Here is a 19,940-nt window from a genome sequence, read left to right as displayed (position 1 = left end):
CCTTAATGATTCGTCTTGTTGTTAATCGTGCCAAGGTCGCTATTTAATGTTTGATAACTGGCTTGCTTCGTATTCTTCAAAGCCATTTTCTAGAGCGGGAAAAATATCCACCACCTCAAAATACGGCACAGTAAAAATTTGACTGTCTCTTAGGGCTTCGATTAAGAAATAATAGTGTTGTAAATTCTCGGTTTCATAGACTGCTATATCACTGCATCGAGTGGTAAAGGCTTCGCAGTCATACAAGCGGACAGACACATCTGGGTAACGGGCAAAAATATCCCCTATTGTTTCAGTAAAATAACGGTTCCGCTCTTCACGGCTCAAAGACAGCCACGCAGCGGTGGCATTCATATGAACAAAAAAGGTGTATTTTCTTGGCATGGTCTTTTCCCTTAAGAATCATTCATTGTTAGTGTGTTAACACTATCGAACCCCCGCCGCCAAGAAATTAACCTAGGTTAAGAAATTCAACTTTTTTATCCTAAGAGACCTTTACACACTGTCACGAGCGACGCCAAGCCGCGATTTTATCTTTAATAAACTGCAAGCCTGTTTTCAATTCATCGCGAGAAACAGGCCCAGTTAAAGACAGTCGAATCGCATTCGGCACTGGGTAAGAGCCTACTCGGAAAAAATACGCATCTCGGACAAACACGCCCGTCTCAGCCAGCTCATTTTTGAAGGCCCGACTATCACAGTTTTCTGGTAAATAGAGCCAAACATTAAACCCTGAGACAGCCAACCTTTTATGAGTAGGAAACATTTTATAAAAAATCCGATAACGCGCCTTCAGTTCACGGGAGATCTCCTCTTCCACTTGTTCCATTGCCCCATTGCTCAACCAACGACAGACTAAATCCAATAAGAGTGGACTAACATGCATACAAGAGGTTCGCAGCGCCTGCTTCATCGCAGGTTGCAAAGTACTCGGCAGCACCATATACCCCACTCGAACACCGCCAGCAAAGTACTTAGAAAAACTGCCAATATACAAGGTGATATCCGGTGCGATGCTAACCAAAGGAGAGCAGCGTTCATCAGGCTGGCAGTACATCACATCGTCTTCGATAATCAACACATCAAAACGGCGGCAAATTTCAATAATTTTTAACCGCCTCGAATCACTTAACCTGACACCTGTTGGGTTTTGAATAGAAGGGGTGAGGTACAAAAGTCGAGGACGGTGCCGTTGACACTGCAGAGATAAATCATCGGGAATCAAGCCCTCTTCATCCATCGCAACGGGGATCGCTTTACGCTCCTGTTGGGCACAGGTGTTAATTAACTCGCCGTAACATAAACCTTCCAATAAAATACTGTCACCGCTTCGCGTCAAGGCTTGTAGCACCACACTTAACGCATGTTGCCCACCATAGGTCCATAGCAACCGTGATGCATCCAGATCCCATTGCCAGCGCTCGTTCAACTAGGTTTGCAATGTTGTACTATGACCTTGCAAACCATCTGAGATAAAATAATCCAACACCGCCCGTTGAGCATTAGGTTCACTAACTAAAGCTTCTAACGACTCGCTCAAGCGTTTTTGCTGTCCCAAAATCAAAGGTCGGCACAAACACAAATCCATCCCCCCTCGGCTGGCGATGGGGTGATAATACTCCTCTTGAGTCTTCATCTTATCTTTGACATAAGTACCACTATCAACAACAGGAACCGTTACACCGCGTCGTTCCAATTCTTGATAAGCGCGCGTAATCGTTCCTACGGTTACACCCAGCTGATAAGACAAAATTCGTTGCGATGGCAGCTTGGTATTTGGCTTGAGTTCCCCACGAATCACCGCTTCTTCAAACACATCAGCAAGCACTTTGTACTTAGGCCCAACTCGACCGACTATATCTGGAACAAACATTGTCACCTTTGTCATAGAGACACTTTGTTAAAATAACCAGCATATTCAAGGATGGGAGATAGGTAAATCATTTAAATGTCATGGTGACACTTAAGTCTTACTAAAAGGAATAAGCCTCTGTTTAGAATGGCTATTGTATGACGACTCGCACATAAGAGCGCTCATCTATAAAACCACTAAACGATAAGGATTCATTATGTTATGGAGTTTGTTGCCTTCGCTGTGTCTCTTCAGCTTCGTTGCGGCCGTCACACCAGGCCCCAATAACTTTCTGCTTGCCAGTTCTGGCTCCCAATTTGGCTTTTGTCGAACCCTTGGCCATGTGGCGGGTATTCGTCTCGGGATTATTGGTCTGCTGTTGTTAAGCGCCATCGGCATTGGGGCATTAATTGAACGTTACCCCATCCTCCATGACGGGCTGAAATATATTGGCATTGTCTATATGAGCTATTTAGCCTTAAAACTAGTCTTTAAAAACAGTGTGTTGCAGCAAGGAAGCGCTCATCAACCTATTCATTGGCGACAAGCGGCGCTCTTTCAAATGGTCAATGTCAAAGCATGGGCTGCCAGCTTGTCTTTAGTCGCTACCTACTCTTTGGTATCAGACTATTGGCTATCGGTGTTATGGATCATCATGGCCTTTACTGGCTGCGGATTGATCGCCAATTTCTGCTGGGTTGGCATGGGCAAAGCCGCTAACCGCTTATTCAATACCCCCAGCAAAATTCGCCTGTTTAACTATGGGCTCAGCTTTCTCACCATCGCGACAATTGTGCCGCTTTTGTTTGAGGCTTAGTAAAAACAACGAGAATTGATACTTGCTCCTCAGGGTATCAATTCTCCTAGCGAAAAAGTTTTACTGTCTTACTTCCATAACTAGTCTCGATTTTGCAGCTTTCTCGATTTCTGCATTGACCGTTTTGGTGTTTTCCTGATCAAGGAAAGCATCCCATTCATCCAGCAGTAATGGACCCTTCGTATGGGATAACAACCATAAGATGCATTTCTTAGAGTATTGCCCATCGGACAAACTTGAAGACGATGTCTCTTCCCAAGGGTACATGACCTTAAAAGAAGGATTGAAATAAATAGCATCGTACTTATCGCGAAACGCTTTCAAGAAAGTGGATTTACCCGAGCCGTTTTTCCCTTTTAGAGAGAATCGCCCCGACTCTTTAGGGGTAAGCTCATTGTGGTCAAAAAGCTTCTCACCTTTATATAGACGCAAATTGTCATTAAAGCTAAAAGCAGGCTTTTCAATCTCTTTAGCAAAGCAAGAGAGTATTTTTAATCGACCTTTGAAAGAAGAAAACGAAATAACAATCGACACTATCTCTGTTGCAGAATTGAGCAGTTGATAGATTCTTGTCAGATTAATAACAATCGCTAATTTTATACCAACACCAACCCCTGTTTTCAGCAAAATATACAAAACCAATAAGGTCGTTGGCATCAATGAGGCAAAAGCAATAATGAGCATCACAGAAGATTGAAAGACTTCTTCTTTTACTCTGCTCGCCAGATAAACATCAATTTTATTCTTTAGTTTTTTAATAAAATAGGCGTAACTCACCCGCGATCCATGATGTGTGTTGTCATGAGTCAACGACAGTAAAGACACAAGCCCTGAACCAGACTCGGATACCCTCAAAGCGAATGCTTCAAGCTTTCTTGAAACAAGGTACTTGATCAAAACAACAAGCACCGCGCTGATCGCGATACTGATTATAAAACGAGCGTCAATAAAGACCGATATAACGATCAGGCTCAGAAAGAAATTCAGAAAAGCAGATGTTCCAAAAGAAATATAACCTATAAAGTCAGAAATAATTTCTTTTCCTTGAGAGCTTAACACTCCAAGTGGTTCACCTTTTATAAAGGGCGATGTGGATGCTTTGTATCGATCAACAGAAGAGAGCCAAAACACCTTGAATACGCCACAAATCCATTTTTGATTAAAGACATCGGATAAACTAGCGGCAACATGAGGAAGAACCATTGATACCACATAGACCACTAACCAAAAATTGAAATTATTCTCATCTATCTTAAATCCATTAATAGAGCGGATTAATTTTATAGACGCATAGACGGATAGCGCAATGAATGATTGGTGCACTAGAATAGAAAGAAAGGTAAAAACAGAAAATTGATTAAAATACAGCGACGCCACTCGCCTTAAGTGAAAAATTTTAGACATAGTAAACCCTTAAAAAATTTTTTAATTTCATAACATTTAAAAATATTTTAAGAATCGATCTACATCGTCATTCGCTTCCGTTCAATATGGCATGTGACCTGAGCATATACTAAAAAGGCACGAATAATCTAGACGCCACCTCCCTCCTTTTTGAAAGGATAAAACCCTACCTTGACTGTCATTATGTTTCGAGGCCCTAACGATGGAAGCCTTACCAATAATAGGTATATTGTTCTAGAAGGAACTATCGTATGCTACCCCCTATGATAGGCGTGCACCTGAAATAATTCCTCGTTTTTCACTAGGGAAAATTCGCATAGACACTGATAAGCCGATAGGAAACATGAGGTAGTTATGGTCATCAAAACCCCACGAACAGCGCTGGCCACACTTATATTTGTGACCTTCGTATGGGGGTCTGAATTCACTTTAATTGATTTAGCAATGAAGGTTATTCCGGTTAATACCTTTAATGCAGTACGTTTTACATTAGCAGGCTTATCACTTATCCCTTTGCTTTTACTCTCAAAAGAGAAAGTCTTAAAAGCACAAATACGCCCTTTACTTGGCAAAGGAGCCACGCTTGGTTTTGTGCTATTTATTGCTTTTTATACACAAACAGAAGGGCTCAAATACACCAGCGTATCGAATGCTGGTTTTATCACCAGCTTAGCGACACCATTAGTGCCCATATTAGGCTTTTTACTCTTTAAAACTCGCGCGAATCGCTTTGTTTGGTTAGGGATTGTACTGGCAACGATAGGTCTCTATTTACTCACAGTCGGGGACAAATTAGCGTTTAATAAAGGGGACTATATCGTCCTAATCTGTGCATTTGCGTTTGCCGTTCATATGCTTTTAACGGGACGCTTTGTCGTCTCTCTGCCGGTCATCCCACTTACTATCATTCAATTGTTCGCGGTGGGGGTTTACAGTGCCATTAGCGCGTTTGTTTCCCCCAACCCTGCGTTTTACTTAGCTGGGAATCCACCACTTAGTTGGCAAGAATGCATTTTTTCTCCCATCGTTTTAGCCACTATTTTGATAGCAAGCCTACTTGGGACAGCTTACGCCTACTGGGCACAATCAGCCTGTCAGAAATTATTACCTGATTATAAAGTCGCTTTAGTATTCACTCTAGAGCCCATATTTGCTTACCTAACAGCTTGGCTGATTCTGGGTGAAAAGCTTGGTCTATCAGGTGCTATTGGTGCGCTCAGCATTCTAACAGGCGTGATTTTGGCAGAGACCGGTGACAAGTTTTTACTGCGCAAAAGAACAACACATGTTGCATCTCCCCATTCAAGCAAATAACTAGAGACCTTTGCCTAACTGACACGAAAAGGCTAGGCTTTCTACCAGCTCAACCTATCGTTTTCTCAAACCACTCCACATCCCAGTATTGGCCAAACTTTCGCCCTACTTCCCGGTAAACGCCAACGGATTCAAAACCAAATTTTTCATGGATAATTTGTGATGCTTCATTCGGTAAGGTGATGCCAGCGTACGCACGATGCACGTCTTCTGTTTCCAACAACTCAAATAATTCAAGGTATAACGCGGTTCCCAACCCTCGACCTTTGGTATTGGGATCGAGATAAATACTCACTTCCACAGACGTTTCATAGGCGCGTTTGGGTTTGAATCGGCTACTGCAAGCGTAGCCAATCACTTCATCGTCCTGCTCCACGACCAGTAATCGGTATCGACCCGTTGTGTCAAACTGCGAAAACCAAACGGCTCTGCTTTCCAATGTGTATGGTTCTATATCAAAGGTCGTAGGGGTATTTACAATGTAGTGATTATAAAGATCGGTTAAGGCCGCTAAATCCTCAATAACAGCGGGGCGAATTTGCACACTCATTTTGCTCTCCAATGACAATACTCTTAGGCTGAAGCGATTCTCTTGTTTTACCACGCTTTACATTGTTGTAGTAAACAATTTGATCTGCTGTAAGTTCGCCAAATGTGACATCGGAAGCATATCATTGGTATTTTCTATTCCTTAGAAAAGAACGCCTTATAAAAATAAGGCGCTCCATAGGCTTAATCCCATTCTGAAAAAGGGTTTTCCCAACCCATCCATACTTTTGGCCCTTGTGCCATTTCTTCATCGGTTAGCAAGCAAGCGTCCAAGTTGGCTCGCAAGGCATCTTCATCCATATCCATGCCGATTAAAACCAACTCCTGACGGGCATCACCCACCTCGTCATGCCATTTTTCATGGATCCAAGCAACTGACTCTTCATCCTGTGGCCAGCGATCTTTTGGCACAGAGACCCACCAATATCCCGCAGGGCCGTGTCGTGCAGCGGCCCCCGCTTGCGACCAAGACCCCGCTTTGGTTGGATCTGATGCTAACCAAAAATACCCTTTTGAACGCACGACTCCCGGCCAATCTTGGTTAACAAGGTGATAAAAACGGCTTGGATGGAATGGCCTACGTGCGCTGTAAACAAAGCTACTAATGCCATATTCTTCGGTTTCTGGTACATGGGTACCACGAATTTCTTGCAGCCAAGCGGGCGCTAAAGAGGCCTGCTCAAAATCAAACAGTCCTGTATTTAAAACACGGTCTAATGGCACCTTACCAAACTGAGCAATTTCAATTTTCGCCCTTGGATTCAAGCTACGTAGAATCGCTATCAGTCGGTCTCGATCTTCTTCGCTCACCAAATCAACTTTATTAATGACCATCACATCGCAAAACTCGATTTGTTCAATGAGTAGATCAACGACCGTTCGGTCGTCTTCCTCTCCTAACGATTCCCCACGAGTCTGTAAATCATCTTGTGAGCTATAATCACGAAGAAAATTAAACGCGTCTACCACGGTCACCATGGTATCCAGTTGTGCCACCTCATTCAGACAACGGCCATCTTCCCCTTCAAAAGTAAAGGTTTCCGCAACGGGTAACGGCTCTGAAATACCGGTTGATTCAATCACCAGCTGATTAAATTTTCCTTCCTTGGCAAGTCGCTCTACCTCAATAAGCAAGTCTTCCCTTAACGTACAGCAGATGCAGCCATTGCTCATTTCAACCATTTTTTCATCGGTACGAGAAAGCTCTGCTCCTCCTTCTCGAATCAACGCAGCATCAATATTGATCTCACTCATGTCATTCACAATCACGGCAACCCGTCGACCTTCGCGATTGGTTAAAATATGGTTGAGTAAGGTGGTTTTACCTGCACCAAGAAAACCAGACAGCACAGTGACTGGCAGTTTTTTATTCGTAAAGCGACTCATTGGATGTTCATTCATATAATGCCCTACATGAAGAAAAGTGATTGATAGATCTAAGATTAACGATTTGATGGAATTCAATACGCCAAGATAATTATGTTATAACATAACAAATATACTTGTGACAAATCCCATGCTCGATGGAAGTGACCTAACAACATCAAAATTAGAAAACCTCGGCTCCTCCAGCTACATGGCAAGAGAGAGTTTTAGAAGGCGGCTCGCCAAACAATTGTTTGTAATCTTTGGCGAATTGACTTAGGTGCCAAAAGCCCCATTGGGTGGCAATATCACTGACGGTTTGTCCGCTTGTTGCATGAAGTAATGAACGGCGTACACCATTAAGCCGACTAGCACGTAAATATTGAATTGGACTCACACCTAGAATACTTTCAAAACTGTACTGTAAGGTTCGGCGGCTCACGCTGCAGACTTCACACAGTTGCGTGATGGTAACAGGCTCGTCCAAATGGTTATCTAAAAATTGACGCGCCACATCAACCACTCGTTTTCGATGGAAATAACTTTGCGTTTTCGCGGGCTTAGGCGTTTCCAGCTTCAGCACTTCAAGCAAGGCCATCATGATAATGTCGTGCTGCAAACGCGGCGGGGTCGCGGTATTGTGAGTAGATAATAAGCGAGCCAGCAAAAAACGCACATCGGCCAAGGTTTTATTGGGGACGCCAAGGCGTCCGTAGGCGGTCAATTCTCGCCAATTCAGATCAACTCCATGAATATTTGCCATGTTTACCAAAGACTCACGATCCACTACTAACCCATAGAGGTCGTAATTCTGAGGCGTCGTTAGCTGAAACTCACAATCACCAGGTCGACACATAATGGTGTCTGGCCGAATCGTCAAACCGTTAATGCGGCTTTCCTCTTGACCCACTAAGGGAATTCCCAACCAAATGGAATCCGGCCAGACCACACATTTTTGCTGTAATGCCTGACTGGTATGTTCGCGAAAAACTTGTAGACCGCTTAACGGCAGCTCAATAATGCGCCCATAGAAACGCCCTCGACTAATTTGGTCGTATTCTTGTTGCCAATTGGTGAGGTTGCTGGCATGCAGGTCGGCATCATATGCGTCGGATACATGAAGCGGAACGCCCTTATTCGGTGCAAAAGTGGATTCAAACAGCATATACTCTTCCTGTAGCATGGTTATTTATCTTGCCAAAAGGGCTCTTTAAAACCATAACCTACTGAAATTATTAGATATTCATAATTTTGCCATTATTCGTTAACAGAATGACGAACATAATTATTATTGTGTAACCAGCAAAACTTATGCCGATCAAAAGGCTTTTTAGTCGCATAAGTCATGTATTCAAGTAAACGGAACTTTGTGTGAGTGGGAGCAACTCCCCCTCAAGTGGAACAGGATCTTTACAAACTGAGTTTGTAGAGGACGAATAACATATGTTGAGAGGTCACAATGACAACACAAACACTAAAACCCACGTTAGGTACCATACATTTATGGGCCATCGCCGTTGGGCTCGTTATCTCTGGAGAGTATTTTGGTTGGAGCTATGGTTGGGGAGTTGCTGGTACATTAGGTTTTTTGATCTCCGCCGTTGTTGTCGCCATTATGTACACGTGTTTTATCTTCAGCTTTACCGAATTAACCACCGCCATTCCCCATGCAGGTGGACCGTTTGCCTATAGTCGACGGGCATTTGGCGAAAAAGGTGGTTTGATAGCGGGGCTTGCCACCTTAATCGAATTTGTCTTTGCGCCACCCGCCATCGCGCTGGCCATTGGCGCTTATTTAAATGTTCAATTCCCTGAATTAGACCCGAAAACAGCGGCCGTTGGAGCCTATATTATTTTTATGGGGCTAAATATTCTGGGAGTTAAAATTGCCGCCACCTTTGAGCTGATTGTCACCGTATTGGCGGTCATCGAGCTGCTTGTTTTCATGGGCGTCGTCGCCCCAGGTTTTAGCTTCAGCAACTTTGTTATTAATGGCTGGGCCGGCTCTAACACCTTCTCCTTGGGATCCATGTCTGGCATTTTTGCAGCCATTCCTTTTGCTATCTGGTTTTTCTTAGCGATAGAAGGGGCTGCCATGGCAGCCGAAGAAGCGAAAGACCCCAAACGCACCATTCCAAAAGCCTACGTTAGTGGCATTCTGACCTTGGTCTTCTTGGCCATGGGCGTGATGATTATGGCTGGCGGCGCGGGTGATTGGAAAGCACTTTCCAGCATCAACGATCCACTTCCACAGGCCATGAAAATGGTTGTCGGTGAACATTCTGGCTGGTTACATATGTTGGTCTGGATTGGCTTGTTTGGCCTTGTCGCCTCATTCCACGGCATTATCCTGGGTTATTCTCGTCAAGGTTTTGCGTTGGCTCGCGCTGGTTATTTACCTGCGGGTCTGGCTAAATTGTCGCGTTTTCAAACACCGCACCGTGCCATTATCACTGGCGGAATCATTGGTATTGCCGCCATTTACAGTGATGGCATTATCAATCTACAAGGTATGAGTTTAACCGCAGCCATGATTACCATGGCAGTATTTGGTGCCATTGTAATGTACATCATCAGCATGTTAAGCCTGTTCAAGCTGCGTAAAACAGAACCTAATCTAGAACGTACTTTCAGTGCCCCAGGGTACCCTATCGTACCAGCAATTGCGTTGACCCTAGCTGTCGTCTGCTTGATTGCGATGGTGTGGTTTAACCTTGTTATCGCACTGATTTTCTTAGGCTTTATGGTCATTGGTTTTATTTATTTCTCTCTTACCAAACACCAACGTGACAACGCACAGGGTGATGTCATGTTAAGTGGTTCCAACTCGATCTAAACTGGCAGCTACTTTGCATATCAGCATAGAGGTGGTACGTTCAACAACGTACTACCTTTTATGCATTAACAGGTCACCGTTCTATACTTAACGTCGAAATAATAAGAGGCGTAACTGACTGATGAACCATTCAGACTCCAAGTTTTCCTTTCGCTATACCCTTGGTGAACGCACCTTTGGCTTTGTTGACCTTGCTGATTTAATGGCCAAAGCCACCCCCGCTCGCTCGGGAGATCGACTAGCAGGGGTCGCCGCCCAAAGCGCAGAAGAACGCGCTGTCGCGCAGATGACATTAGCCGATGTGCCACTTAAGCTTTTCCTTGAAGAACTTTTGGTTCCCTATGAAGACGATGAAATTACTCGGTTAATCATTGACGAGCATGACAAACAGGCCTTTTCCCCTATATCTCACCTGACGGTCGGTGGTTTTCGGGATTGGCTATTAAGTGATTTGGCCACTAGCGAGATGCTCACGCAAATCCGCCCCGGTGTCACACCAGAAATGGCAGCAGCGGTCAGTAAAATTATGCGTAACCAAGACCTCATTATCGTGGCGAAAAAATGTCATGTAAAAACGGCATTTCGTAACACCATTGGCTTACCAGGTCATTTATCTACCCGCTTACAACCCAACCACCCCACAGACGATTTAACAGGTATCGCGGCGAGCATGCTGGATGGCATGCTCTATGCTAACGGAGATGCCGTCATCGGCATTAATCCCGCGACAGACAATGTGCAACAAGCAACGCGCTTAATCAAAATGATGGACGACGTCATCCAGCATTATGAGATCCCCACCCAATCCTGCGTGTTAACCCATGTTACCAATACCCTCGAATGCATCGAGCAAGGTGCCCCTGTTGACTTGGTGTTCCAATCCATTGGTGGTACACAAGCGACGAATGACAGTTTTGGATTTAACCTTGCCAATTTAGCTGAAGCACAGGCAGCCGCCTTATCCCTCAAGCGGGGCACCGTCGGCAACAACGTTATGTATTTTGAAACAGGACAGGGCAGCGCGTTATCGGCCAACGCCAATCATGGTTTGGATCAACAGACCTGTGAGGCACGGGCCTATGCTGTGGCACGTAAATTCAGTCCGCTACTGGTTAACACGGTTGTCGGTTTTATCGGTCCTGAATATTTATACGATGGCAAAGAAATTACCCGAGCGGGGCTAGAAGACCACTTCTGTGGCAAGCTACTTGGCTTACCTATGGGATGTGATGTGTGCTATACCAACCATGCTCAAGCCGATCAAAACGACATGGACAACTTACTAACACTACTCGGCGTCGCTGGCTGTACTTTCGTGATGGGGATTCCTGGTTCGGACGACATCATGCTCAACTACCAGACAACTTCCTTCCACGACGCTCTATATGCTCGAAGAGCACTGGGGCTAAAACCCGCCCCCGAGTTCGATGCTTGGCTCGCCAAGATGGGGATTTTTAAGAACAACGAACAGTTTGTTTTGAATCAGCAATTACCCGATGCTTTTTATAAGCCCTTAAACCGTCTGATTGGAGGCCAATAATGGGCACAGACGATGCGAAAAACCGAATGGATTCAACGCCGTCTTCCGAGCCACCATCAAGCGAAGCGGTGACAGAGAATATATGGCACAAACTCAATGCCTTTACGGATGCCCGTGTGGGTCTGGGGCGTGCCGGTATTAGCGTACCGACAAAGCACTTATTAGCCTTTCAATTGGCTCATGCCCAGGCAATTGACGCGGTGCATACCCATTTGGATAGCAAAGGACTCGCGACTCAACTTATGGCACAGGATTGGGCTCCTCAGTCTGCGCCTTTGTTTTTACACAGCCGAGCAGCGGATCGTGCGATTTACTTGCAGCGTCCTGATTATGGACGACGACTGGATGATGAATCCGCCCGACTTTTAGATGAGCACCAAGCCAGTTATCCACAGGGGTATGATCTGGTAATTGCCGTTGTGGATGGGCTATCTTCTCTAGCCATTGAGCAAAATACCCAGCCCTTTCTCAATGCCTTGTTTTCCATATTAGGCAATCAGTCGCCTTCTTGGACAATCGCTCCTTTATGCCTAGTAGAACAAGGCCGCGTCGCCATTGGCGATGATATTTGTGAGCGACTTAACGCTAAATGCGTGTTGGTACTCATTGGTGAACGTCCTGGATTAAGCTCACCAGACAGTTTAGGCTTGTATCTTACTTGGGGAGGCAAAGTCGGCTATACCGATGCGTATCGCAATTGCATCTCAAACATTCGCCCTGCCGGACTGAATTATCAGGAAGCGGCTCGCAAGGCGTTTTATTTATTAAAAGAAGCCAAACAATTGAAGCTATCTGGCGTGAAACTTAAAGATCGCTCGGATGACGACCTTGTCATTGATACAGGCCACTCCACACGTAACTTCCTAACAGCTTCGGACTGATGATTTTAGACAAGCGGCATGGCAAAGCCTGTATAAATAATCATTTTGAAACACATACTTAACATTAACGTACTATGCTATAAATTAGAGCGCAATCCATGTCATCATTAGTGAACTTATGAGGTAGTAGCATGAAAATGAAAGGCCAAATCGATAGTGTTTACCCGCCAGCTAAAGAGTCAAAAAAGAAGGGCAAAAAAGCGTCTAAAAAAAACGCCCAAGACAAACAAAAGGGTAAAACTAAGATTAAGAAAAAAAAATCGGCCGACATCGTTACTCCCACTACAGTTTTAGAACAGGTTGAATCGGTCATTGCGCCCGTAAAAGAAGCCACACAGGCCGTGAAAGAAACCCTCGAAGAAACCATTCAAGCCTTAGAAAAAAGCCATACTCCAGTCACTGATGACACCCCAGCCGTGCTGGATGAAACCGACGACGGCAAGACAAAAAATCCCATTGCACGAGCCTCTAAGAATTCGCAACCTCTTGTTGACGATGACAAACAAAAGACCATGCAGCGAATCATTAAACAATTGATTATGGGCGATATTAGTCAAGGAGAAGCGCTGAAAATATTGCGCATTCAAGTACTCGGTTTAAAACAAGAAGACTTCGCGAATCTCGTTGGCGTTTCCCGCAAAACCCTTTCTGAAAACGAAAACGATAAAGGTAATTACACTGCGGACATAGTGAACAAACTGTTCCAACCCTTCGACTTAAAAGTTGGACTCTTGCCCAACTCCGTCAAGACCTTAGAAAGATTACTGGTTTCCAAAAATAGTTAGCTTATCCTATGACAAGGATGTCGTCTGAACTACTTTACCTTGTAAAGAAAGACGCGTTGTCTTCCATTTTACTTGCCAGATCAAAATCCTTCTCAGAAAGCCCGCCCACATCATGAGTTGTCAGTTGTATTTTGACGGTGTTGTAGACATTAAACCACTCAGGATGATGATCTTTCTTTTCCGCATAAATCGCGCACAGGGTCATAAAGCCAAAGGCTTGCTGAAAGTCTTTAAATTTGAAGGTTTTACTGAGCTTGTCGTCTTCCAATGTCCACTTAGAATCGGATTTTTCATTAAGAGAATGTAGGGCTTGTTGAACGTCGTTGTCATTGAGCTTTTGTACTGTCATAACGTCTCCGTTGAAGAGCTTTTTAAATTGCTGTCATTAAGCTTTCATCTTGCCCATTTAGCTTAACCTTTTCACAGTAACGCGTCTCTCGCTCGATGTCCAAGGAAGCCACTTATAATGAAAACACCCTTTACACTCTCTCCTATTAAAAGTTCGTTATGCTTAACTCTTTTCATCAGCTCCGTCACCCAAGCAAACTCGACAATACCAACACCATTACCGCCTATCGGGCTGGGCTTTGAACAAACGGTTCCAGTTCCTAAAGTAGGTTACCCTTTGCCCGTGATTCAAAATGGTGCGAACAACAGTAAAGGGAATTTGAAATACAATATTGAGCAAAACCCCATCGCAACGCTACTAATCGGCATGAATCAAATTTGGACGAACGGGCTAAAGGGGTGGCAAAACGACGCCAATAGCAATGGACCAAGCAGTTTTGCCAACCAAGCCATTGTGAATCCAAAAATCTGGCAAGAAAACATTGCTTATGTGATCAAGGTCACCCAGCAGCGCACAGATAAACAAGCCATTGCCGCCTATTTGGATGATCAGCGCAGCAAAAACTACAGTGTGATTGACGGCTATGGCCCTCTGACACAAGCCTATGTAACGGCTTCTGGCGCCTATACAGACATTGATCAGCCGACTGTCAAAGACATTGTTAGCAACGCCCATTACTATGCCAAGAATAATGATGACATCAAGTTTGCCGGGAAACGAAACGCGCCATTAGGTAGTGTGTATCAGCTGGTTTACGATTTTCGCGAGGTAGCCCCAGCTTCCACGAGTGCCTCAAAGTACATTTATTCAACCCCTCGTCCATGGCGTATGGACAAAACTGGCGGAATACATTATCTAGGCACCGCGCCTTATTCTTGTGTACAGCAAAATGGTACCGTGCATTCGGACTGGCTGATTGATCAATACCAATCCGAAGTAAAGGTCGTGCCTGGCCTGATGTGCTCACGTCGTCATCATGAGAGCAGTGTTGTTGCCAATAATCAGGAAAACCGCCGTAAAGATGGCGCCTATCCAAGTGGACACACCAATGCTGGTTACTTAGCGGCCATGGCCTATGCTTACGCCTTGCCACAGCGTTATTCAGAGATGCTTACTCGGGCGTCGCAATTAGGCGAGAGCCGCATTCAAGCGGGCATGCATTCCCCCGTAGATGTGATCGGTGGCCGTATTCACGCCTTAGCCGTAGCAACTTACGCTTTATCCCAAAGGAACATTCAGGCGGATGCACAAAGAGCCTATAACGACTCGCAATCCTACTTTGGTCAACAAGCTTACGCGGCCAGACAATTCTTGTATTATTTCGCTCACAACAAAGTGTTGCACCCGCAAGGTTTAATACTTGGCAATAAGGTCAATACCCATGTATTTGATAACAATAAGTTTGCCAATCACGAAGCGATGAAAGCCCTTTATCGATCACGACTGACCTATGGTTTTAGTCAAACAGGAAAGTTACACCAAGGGCCCGTTGTACCAGCAGGGGCTGAACTCTTACTGGCCACCAGACAGCCTTACTTAAACCCAGCACAACGCCGTGCGGTTCTGGCAACCACAGAAGTGCCCTCTGGCTATCCTATTCTGGATCAATCAAATGGTTGGGGCCGTTTAGATTTAGTCACCGCTGCCGATGGATACGGTGCCTTTAATGGGGATATTACGGTCAATATGGACGCCAATAAAGGCGCCTTTAATGCTCACGATTGGTGGCGTAATCCTATTTCGGGCAAGGGAAAACTAACGAAGAAAGGCTGCGGCATTCTTACTTTAACGGGCAACAATCAGTATCATGGTGGCACGATTATTGACAATGGTGTATTGGAAGCCGCCTCAGCCCATGCCTTGGGTAAAGGCGACCTCTATCTGAAAAATGGAATTTTGGATGTGACATCAAAAGGTGCATTAAAGGTCGCGAACTACACTCAGTTGAATGGGGCCACTAAAATCGACATGGATAAAGACGCCAGCCAAATTCAAGCCTCAGGAAACGTGGTTATCATTGGCGGTACATTGGCCTTAGATTTGTCGCATTTTCAACCTCAAGCAGGCAAAGGCTACGTGCTAATTGAGGGACGCCAGTTACAAGGTCAATTTGAGACCATTTCTTCTCCTCTACCAGTTCGTCTGCAATATACTGACAATAAGCTCATCGCGACCTTTCAATAAGTCTGCTTTTCCCCGCGAACCAAGCAATAGCCCAACAAATAGATAGGGCTATTGCTGTTTATGCCAAATCATGCATAAAGTGTGAGACCTTGGCACGATTACTGTGCTTGCCAATACTTTGTTAAAAACAGACTCAAAATGCTCATTTATCGCGATAAACTCCGCTTTCTCGTCTGTTTTTGCAGCATCTTGGCGTCGCTAGTGACATAGTGCAAAGGTCTCAGTGTACTAAATATTTACACTTTAAATGAAAATGATTTGCATTAACGTCATTATTATATAAAAATATTGCTCTCAGACATCGACACCACATGTAATGCAGAGAGTGAATGGAATGATAGAGTCGAAAGCATTAGGATTTGACGTGAATGGCCGCGCCTTATTGGCCGACTTTTCCATGACCTTTGAGCCTGGAAAAATTTACGCCTTGGTCGGTCATAATGGGTCAGGAAAATCCACTCTTCTTAAGCTGCTCGCCCAACAACAAACAGCAACCTGTGGTCATATTCTGCTAAATGGTCAAGCTATCGACTCTTGGTCCCATAAACAATTTGCCCAACAAGTGGCTTATCTTCCTCAGCAAACCCCAGCAACAGACAGCTTATCGGGCAGAGACCTAGTTGGGTTTGGTCGTTATCCTTGGCACGGTTTGCTGGGTCGTTTAAATCGTCAGGATCAAACATACATCGACGAAGCCATGGCGCTAACCGATACCACCTCTTATCAGGACCGTTTAGTTGACACCCTATCCGGTGGTGAACGCCAACGCCTTTGGCTCGCCATGTTACTGGCTCAGCGCACGCAATATTTGCTACTTGATGAACCGCTATCTGCTTTAGATATTGCCCATCAAGTAGACATGCTTAATCTGATCAAAAAGCTCAGTCGCGAGTTATCCCTTGGTGTGATTATTGTTATCCACGATATCAATATGGCAGCGCGCTTCTGCGATCATATCGTCGCACTGCACAGTGGAAAGATGATTGCCTCAGGCTCTATTGAGAGCCTCTTTACACCACAAACCCTAGAAGACATCTACGGTATCAACATGCACATTACGGATCACCCCGCAGGGTATCCGGTTGCCATGCCTTACTAGCCAAGTAGGAAGTTATGAAACGTACCTTTTCTTATTTGCTTCTGCTGTCTATCACGTTTACAACCCACTTCGCCGTCGCACAAGAGCGTGAGATGAAAGTGGCCGCCATAGATTGGACGCAGATCGAAACCCTGCTTGCCTTAGGCGTTCACCCCATCGGCGCGGCACAGATAGCCGACTACAACGCGTGGGTAAAATCCCCGGCTATTCCCAGTCGTACCGTCGATATTGGCTTGCGCACTCAACCCAATTTGGAACGATTGGCGGAGCTAAAACCAGAGCGTATTTTTATCTCTCCGATGTTTCAGTCTCTAACACCACAATTATCCCGTATTGCCCCCGTAACAAACATCGCCTTATATAAAAAAAGCGATGTTTCATGGCAAGCCTTCAAAACCTATACGCAAACCCTCGCGAAAGACACCCACCGAGAAGCGGCTGCTAAATCACTGATTCAATCGGCTCAGGCGACGTTGGCGACCCTTTCTAAACAGGTTCCCGCCCATACGCCACCCTTGTTGATGATGCAGTTTATGGACGCTCGTCATGTACGAGTCTTTGGCACTAATAGTCTGTATGGCATTGCCGCTCAGCAAATCGGTTTACAAAGTGCGTGGCACCGACAGACCAATAAGTGGGGCTTTTCCCTAGTTGGCATTGACAAACTGCTTGGTGTGAAAGGGCAAATTGTCGTCATCGAGCCATTACCAGCAGGTGTGGAAGCGAACCTACGACAGGATGCCTTCTGGCAATACTTGGTCAAACAAACAGGGCATCCGATGCTGAAAATCCCGCCCGTTTGGAGCTTTGGAGCCATCCCTTCCACGGTACGCTTTGCTCGTCTATTAACCACTGCTATTCACCAGGAGAGCAAATGATGCGGACGCTTCCTTTCACGCTGATGGCGCTCCTTGCCGTTCTGGTCGCTTTGTTAATAGGCGCTCATCTAAACAGCGTCGGTGGGCTTAACCATGCTTTTGCTAGCTTACTCCAGACAAACTGGCAGTCTAGCCGCTCGGTCGAGTTGTCATTAACCTGGTGGCCACGCCTGTTTACCACCTTATTGTGTGGTGCCGCATTAGCGGTAGCTGGGGTGTTGCTGCAACAGGTACTTAGAAATCCCATTGCCTCGCCCTCTACTTTGGGGATTGCTAGCGGCGCTAGCTTTAGCCTGATGCTGGCAACACTGTATGCACCTTGGCTGATGGCGTTTTCTCAAAGTCTGGTTGCCTTAACAGGAGGGCTCATTACCATGGGGCTGGTCTTTCTGTTGTCTTGGCGACGTGCCCTATCGCCCACAGTGGTCGTGATTGCGGGTCTGGTGCTTAATCTCTATTTCAGCGCTTTCAGCACCGTATTGCTGATGCTCAATCAAGAAAAACTCTCTGGTTTAATGATCTGGGGGGCGGGCTCTCTAGTACAAACGGGCTGGGGCAATGTCACCTATTTATGGCCTCGCATTCTTGTGGCGGTGCTCATCGCGCTTTTATTCCTTAAGCCATTAAGTTTATTAGAATTAACCGAGTCTGGAGCTAAAAGTTTAGGGGTGTCATTAACCAAGCTCCGTTTTGTCTGTCTTGGTCTAGCGGTACTACTGACGTCTTGGGTGGTCGCCAGTGTTGGTGTGATTGGCTTTATTGGGCTCGCCGCTCCTGCCATTACGCGGCTAATGGGCATCCGTCGTTTACTACCTAAAGTAATAGTGTCCATGATACTTGGCGCCCTCTTACTAACACTGACAGATTTATTGATTCAACGACTACCAGACACGGTGGAAATGGTTGTTCAGACAGGAGCCGCCACGGCAGCGCTGGGGGCACCACTTATGTTATGGCTACTCCCCAAACTGGCCATTCGTCATCAGGCCCAAGCGGAAACCGTATTAACCCGACATAATCAGCAAATACATCACCTCAGCAAATCCGCCATTGTATGGACAGGCGGGGCATTGCTGGTGGGTTTTTGTTTGTTTGCCAGTTTGTCTATTCAAAACCACGGTTGGCAATGGCTAGTCTTCAATGGCGATTGGTCTTTGTTGGAATTGCGGATACCTCGCTTAGTTGCGGCATTATTAGCTGGCATTATGCTCGCGGTAGCAGGCACCATCATTCAGCGCTTAAGCGGCAATCCAATGGCGAGCCCAGAGGTGATTGGTATCAGCTCTGGCATCGCCATTGGTCTGATTATCACCCTCTATAGTGGTCTTGCATCAGGACTTGTTGGACTCTATATAGGTGGTCTGGTGGGGGCCCTGATAGTCATGGGGTTAATCGTCTTGCTCAATCATAAGTCGGGATTTCAACCGGAGCGGGTATTGTTGACAGGGGTCGCTATTACGGCCCTGATGAATGCCGTGCAAAGTCTTATTCTCGCCGGTGGCGACCCACGTAGCTATGCTTTTTTAGCTTGGTTATCCGGTTCCACCTATTACGTTAAAAACCAAACCTTGTTGCCTTTAGCGATAGCGACGTTGTTATTGGTCAGTATTGGCTTTTTGCTAAGTAAATGGCTGGATGTTTTACCGCTAGGGCAAGCGACAGCTCGATCATTGGGAATGAATGTCTCCCGATCCCGTCTCTTGCTGCTACTGTTAGCCGCTTGCTTAACTGTTGCTGCCACCTTGGTTGTCGGTCCATTAAGTTTTGTTGGGCTGATGGCGCCTCATTTAGCACGGCTATTTGGTTTTAGTCGTGCCCGTGATCATCTGATCGCCTCATCATTGGTAGGGGGACTACTGATGTTACTGTCCGACTGGTTAGGTCGACAATTACTCTACCCACAGGAAGTACCTGCAGGCATGGTCGCCTCCATTCTCGGCGGCTTATACCTGATGTGGGGCTTACGGCGGCTCTAGGAAATAGCTCTACCAACATACTAGTATCTTGCTTCGCAAAACATGGAATGTGTCAAAGTCAATTAATGAGAATGATAATACAAATCAAAACTGTTTATTTATGGATCTAAC

Annotated in this window: 18 protein-coding genes; 10 read left to right on the top strand and 8 right to left on the bottom strand. The window is 45.5% G+C overall.

The window, feature by feature from the left end:
• Window positions 1-39 precede the first annotated feature (39 nt).
• From AC0VYI_RS02255 to AC0VYI_RS02245, 3 genes are all read right to left on the bottom strand, one after another.
• On the bottom strand, window positions 40-384 hold the full coding sequence (locus tag AC0VYI_RS02255; protein WP_199476682.1) for a darcynin family protein: 345 nt from the start codon (window positions 382-384) through the stop codon (window positions 40-42).
• Between the two features lie 121 nt (window positions 385-505).
• Window positions 506-1,429 carry an aminotransferase-like domain-containing protein gene (locus tag AC0VYI_RS02250; RefSeq protein WP_475447062.1) on the bottom strand — a complete coding sequence of 308 codons (924 nt, stop codon included), beginning with the start codon at window positions 1,427-1,429 and terminating at the stop codon, window positions 506-508.
• Window positions 1,430-1,888: a GntR family transcriptional regulator gene (locus tag AC0VYI_RS02245; protein ID WP_475447060.1), complete on the bottom strand. Its 459-nt coding sequence runs from the start codon at window positions 1,886-1,888 to the stop codon at window positions 1,430-1,432.
• Window positions 1,889-2,069: 181 nt separating this feature from the next.
• Here AC0VYI_RS02245 and AC0VYI_RS02240 point away from each other — a divergent pair, with 181 nt between their 5' ends.
• A complete protein-coding gene (locus tag AC0VYI_RS02240) occupies window positions 2,070-2,669 on the top strand; it encodes a LysE family translocator (RefSeq protein WP_475447058.1) in 600 nt (199 codons plus the stop codon).
• 60 nt (window positions 2,670-2,729) lie between these two features.
• Here AC0VYI_RS02240 and AC0VYI_RS02235 read toward each other — a convergent pair whose 3' ends face one another.
• Complete coding sequence (locus tag AC0VYI_RS02235) at window positions 2,730-4,073, bottom strand: ATP-binding cassette domain-containing protein (RefSeq protein ID WP_475447056.1); 1,344 nt, start codon at window positions 4,071-4,073, stop codon at window positions 2,730-2,732.
• 354 nt (window positions 4,074-4,427) lie between these two features.
• Here AC0VYI_RS02235 and AC0VYI_RS02230 point away from each other — a divergent pair, with 354 nt between their 5' ends.
• Window positions 4,428-5,387, top strand: coding sequence for a DMT family transporter (locus AC0VYI_RS02230; RefSeq protein ID WP_475447054.1), 960 nt, complete (start codon window positions 4,428-4,430; stop codon window positions 5,385-5,387).
• Window positions 5,388-5,436: 49 nt separating this feature from the next.
• On the opposite strand, the gene AC0VYI_RS02225 is transcribed toward AC0VYI_RS02230, so the two are convergent.
• The 3 genes from AC0VYI_RS02225 to AC0VYI_RS02215 all read right to left on the bottom strand — a co-directional run bounded on the left by AC0VYI_RS02225 (window position 5,437) and on the right by AC0VYI_RS02215 (window position 8,466).
• A complete protein-coding gene (locus tag AC0VYI_RS02225) occupies window positions 5,437-5,937 on the bottom strand; it encodes an N-acetyltransferase family protein (RefSeq protein WP_475447052.1) in 501 nt (166 codons plus the stop codon).
• 182 nt (window positions 5,938-6,119) lie between these two features.
• Window positions 6,120-7,337 (bottom strand): zinc metallochaperone GTPase ZigA, encoded by a 1,218-nt coding sequence (gene zigA / locus AC0VYI_RS02220; RefSeq protein ID WP_475447050.1) that lies wholly within the window; start codon window positions 7,335-7,337, stop codon window positions 6,120-6,122.
• 148 nt (window positions 7,338-7,485) lie between these two features.
• Window positions 7,486-8,466, bottom strand: a complete 981-nt coding sequence (locus tag AC0VYI_RS02215) for a helix-turn-helix domain-containing protein (RefSeq protein WP_475447049.1) — start codon at window positions 8,464-8,466, stop codon at window positions 7,486-7,488.
• Between the two features lie 294 nt (window positions 8,467-8,760).
• Here AC0VYI_RS02215 and eat point away from each other — a divergent pair, with 294 nt between their 5' ends.
• The 4 genes from eat (at window position 8,761) to AC0VYI_RS02195 (ending at window position 13,343) form a co-directional block, all read left to right on the top strand.
• Window positions 8,761-10,137: an ethanolamine permease gene (gene eat, locus AC0VYI_RS02210; RefSeq protein ID WP_475447047.1), complete on the top strand. Its 1,377-nt coding sequence runs from the start codon at window positions 8,761-8,763 to the stop codon at window positions 10,135-10,137.
• 121 nt (window positions 10,138-10,258) lie between these two features.
• Window positions 10,259-11,677, top strand: coding sequence for an ethanolamine ammonia-lyase subunit EutB (locus AC0VYI_RS02205; protein WP_475447046.1), 1,419 nt, complete (start codon window positions 10,259-10,261; stop codon window positions 11,675-11,677).
• Window positions 11,677-12,558 (top strand): ethanolamine ammonia-lyase subunit EutC, encoded by an 882-nt coding sequence (gene eutC, locus AC0VYI_RS02200; protein WP_475447044.1) that lies wholly within the window; start codon window positions 11,677-11,679, stop codon window positions 12,556-12,558. Before AC0VYI_RS02205 ends, eutC begins: the two co-directional genes overlap by 1 nt.
• Window positions 12,559-12,689: 131 nt before the next feature.
• Window positions 12,690-13,343 carry a helix-turn-helix transcriptional regulator gene (locus AC0VYI_RS02195; RefSeq protein ID WP_475447043.1) on the top strand — a complete coding sequence of 218 codons (654 nt, stop codon included), beginning with the start codon at window positions 12,690-12,692 and terminating at the stop codon, window positions 13,341-13,343.
• 34 nt (window positions 13,344-13,377) lie between these two features.
• On the opposite strand, the gene AC0VYI_RS02190 is transcribed toward AC0VYI_RS02195, so the two are convergent.
• The gene (locus AC0VYI_RS02190; protein ID WP_199476691.1) at window positions 13,378-13,692 is read right to left on the bottom strand and encodes a 4a-hydroxytetrahydrobiopterin dehydratase; all 315 of its coding nucleotides are present in this window, start codon (window positions 13,690-13,692) and stop codon (window positions 13,378-13,380) included.
• A 117-nt stretch (window positions 13,693-13,809) separates the two neighbouring features.
• Between AC0VYI_RS02190 and AC0VYI_RS02185 the strand changes: the two genes are divergently transcribed.
• From AC0VYI_RS02185 to fhuB, 4 genes are all read left to right on the top strand, one after another.
• Window positions 13,810-15,876: a phosphatase PAP2 family protein gene (locus AC0VYI_RS02185; protein WP_475447041.1), complete on the top strand. Its 2,067-nt coding sequence runs from the start codon at window positions 13,810-13,812 to the stop codon at window positions 15,874-15,876.
• A 334-nt stretch (window positions 15,877-16,210) separates the two neighbouring features.
• Window positions 16,211-16,975, top strand: a complete 765-nt coding sequence (locus tag AC0VYI_RS02180; RefSeq protein ID WP_475447040.1) for an ABC transporter ATP-binding protein — start codon at window positions 16,211-16,213, stop codon at window positions 16,973-16,975.
• Between the two features lie 14 nt (window positions 16,976-16,989).
• A complete protein-coding gene (locus AC0VYI_RS02175) occupies window positions 16,990-17,853 on the top strand; it encodes an ABC transporter substrate-binding protein (RefSeq protein WP_475447038.1) in 864 nt (287 codons plus the stop codon).
• Window positions 17,850-19,829 (top strand): Fe(3+)-hydroxamate ABC transporter permease FhuB, encoded by a 1,980-nt coding sequence (gene fhuB, locus AC0VYI_RS02170; protein ID WP_475447037.1) that lies wholly within the window; start codon window positions 17,850-17,852, stop codon window positions 19,827-19,829. The genes AC0VYI_RS02175 and fhuB overlap by 4 nt, the downstream gene beginning before the upstream one ends.
• Window positions 19,830-19,940: the final 111 nt, after the last annotated feature.

It is taken from the genome of Marinomonas sp. 63XJN7_9_ISO-PGPR-S23-217 (genome assembly GCF_056173515.1).
This window is presented reverse-complemented; position numbering and strand designations above follow the sequence as displayed.

What these genes read in the sequence shown, in the direction of transcription:
- AC0VYI_RS02255 (WP_199476682.1), bottom strand. Translation starts at nt 384, where the DNA reads ATGCCAAGAAAATACACCTTTTTTGTTCATATGAATGCCACCGCTGCG.
- AC0VYI_RS02245 (WP_475447060.1), bottom strand. Translation starts at nt 1,888, where the DNA reads ATGACAAAGGTGACAATGTTTGTTCCAGATATAGTCGGTCGAGTTGGG.
- AC0VYI_RS02240 (WP_475447058.1), top strand. Translation starts at nt 2,070, where the DNA reads ATGTTATGGAGTTTGTTGCCTTCGCTGTGTCTCTTCAGCTTCGTTGCG.
- AC0VYI_RS02235 (WP_475447056.1), bottom strand. Translation starts at nt 4,073, where the DNA reads ATGTCTAAAATTTTTCACTTAAGGCGAGTGGCGTCGCTGTATTTTAAT.
- AC0VYI_RS02230 (WP_475447054.1), top strand. Translation starts at nt 4,428, where the DNA reads ATGGTCATCAAAACCCCACGAACAGCGCTGGCCACACTTATATTTGTG.
- AC0VYI_RS02225 (WP_475447052.1), bottom strand. Translation starts at nt 5,937, where the DNA reads ATGAGTGTGCAAATTCGCCCCGCTGTTATTGAGGATTTAGCGGCCTTA.
- zigA (WP_475447050.1), bottom strand. Translation starts at nt 7,337, where the DNA reads ATGAATGAACATCCAATGAGTCGCTTTACGAATAAAAAACTGCCAGTC.
- AC0VYI_RS02215 (WP_475447049.1), bottom strand. Translation starts at nt 8,466, where the DNA reads ATGCTGTTTGAATCCACTTTTGCACCGAATAAGGGCGTTCCGCTTCAT.
- eat (WP_475447047.1), top strand. Translation starts at nt 8,761, where the DNA reads ATGACAACACAAACACTAAAACCCACGTTAGGTACCATACATTTATGG.
- AC0VYI_RS02205 (WP_475447046.1), top strand. Translation starts at nt 10,259, where the DNA reads ATGAACCATTCAGACTCCAAGTTTTCCTTTCGCTATACCCTTGGTGAA.
- eutC (WP_475447044.1), top strand. Translation starts at nt 11,677, where the DNA reads ATGGGCACAGACGATGCGAAAAACCGAATGGATTCAACGCCGTCTTCC.
- AC0VYI_RS02195 (WP_475447043.1), top strand. Translation starts at nt 12,690, where the DNA reads ATGAAAATGAAAGGCCAAATCGATAGTGTTTACCCGCCAGCTAAAGAG.
- AC0VYI_RS02190 (WP_199476691.1), bottom strand. Translation starts at nt 13,692, where the DNA reads ATGACAGTACAAAAGCTCAATGACAACGACGTTCAACAAGCCCTACAT.
- AC0VYI_RS02185 (WP_475447041.1), top strand. Translation starts at nt 13,810, where the DNA reads ATGAAAACACCCTTTACACTCTCTCCTATTAAAAGTTCGTTATGCTTA.
- AC0VYI_RS02180 (WP_475447040.1), top strand. Translation starts at nt 16,211, where the DNA reads ATGATAGAGTCGAAAGCATTAGGATTTGACGTGAATGGCCGCGCCTTA.
- AC0VYI_RS02175 (WP_475447038.1), top strand. Translation starts at nt 16,990, where the DNA reads ATGAAACGTACCTTTTCTTATTTGCTTCTGCTGTCTATCACGTTTACA.
- fhuB (WP_475447037.1), top strand. Translation starts at nt 17,850, where the DNA reads ATGATGCGGACGCTTCCTTTCACGCTGATGGCGCTCCTTGCCGTTCTG.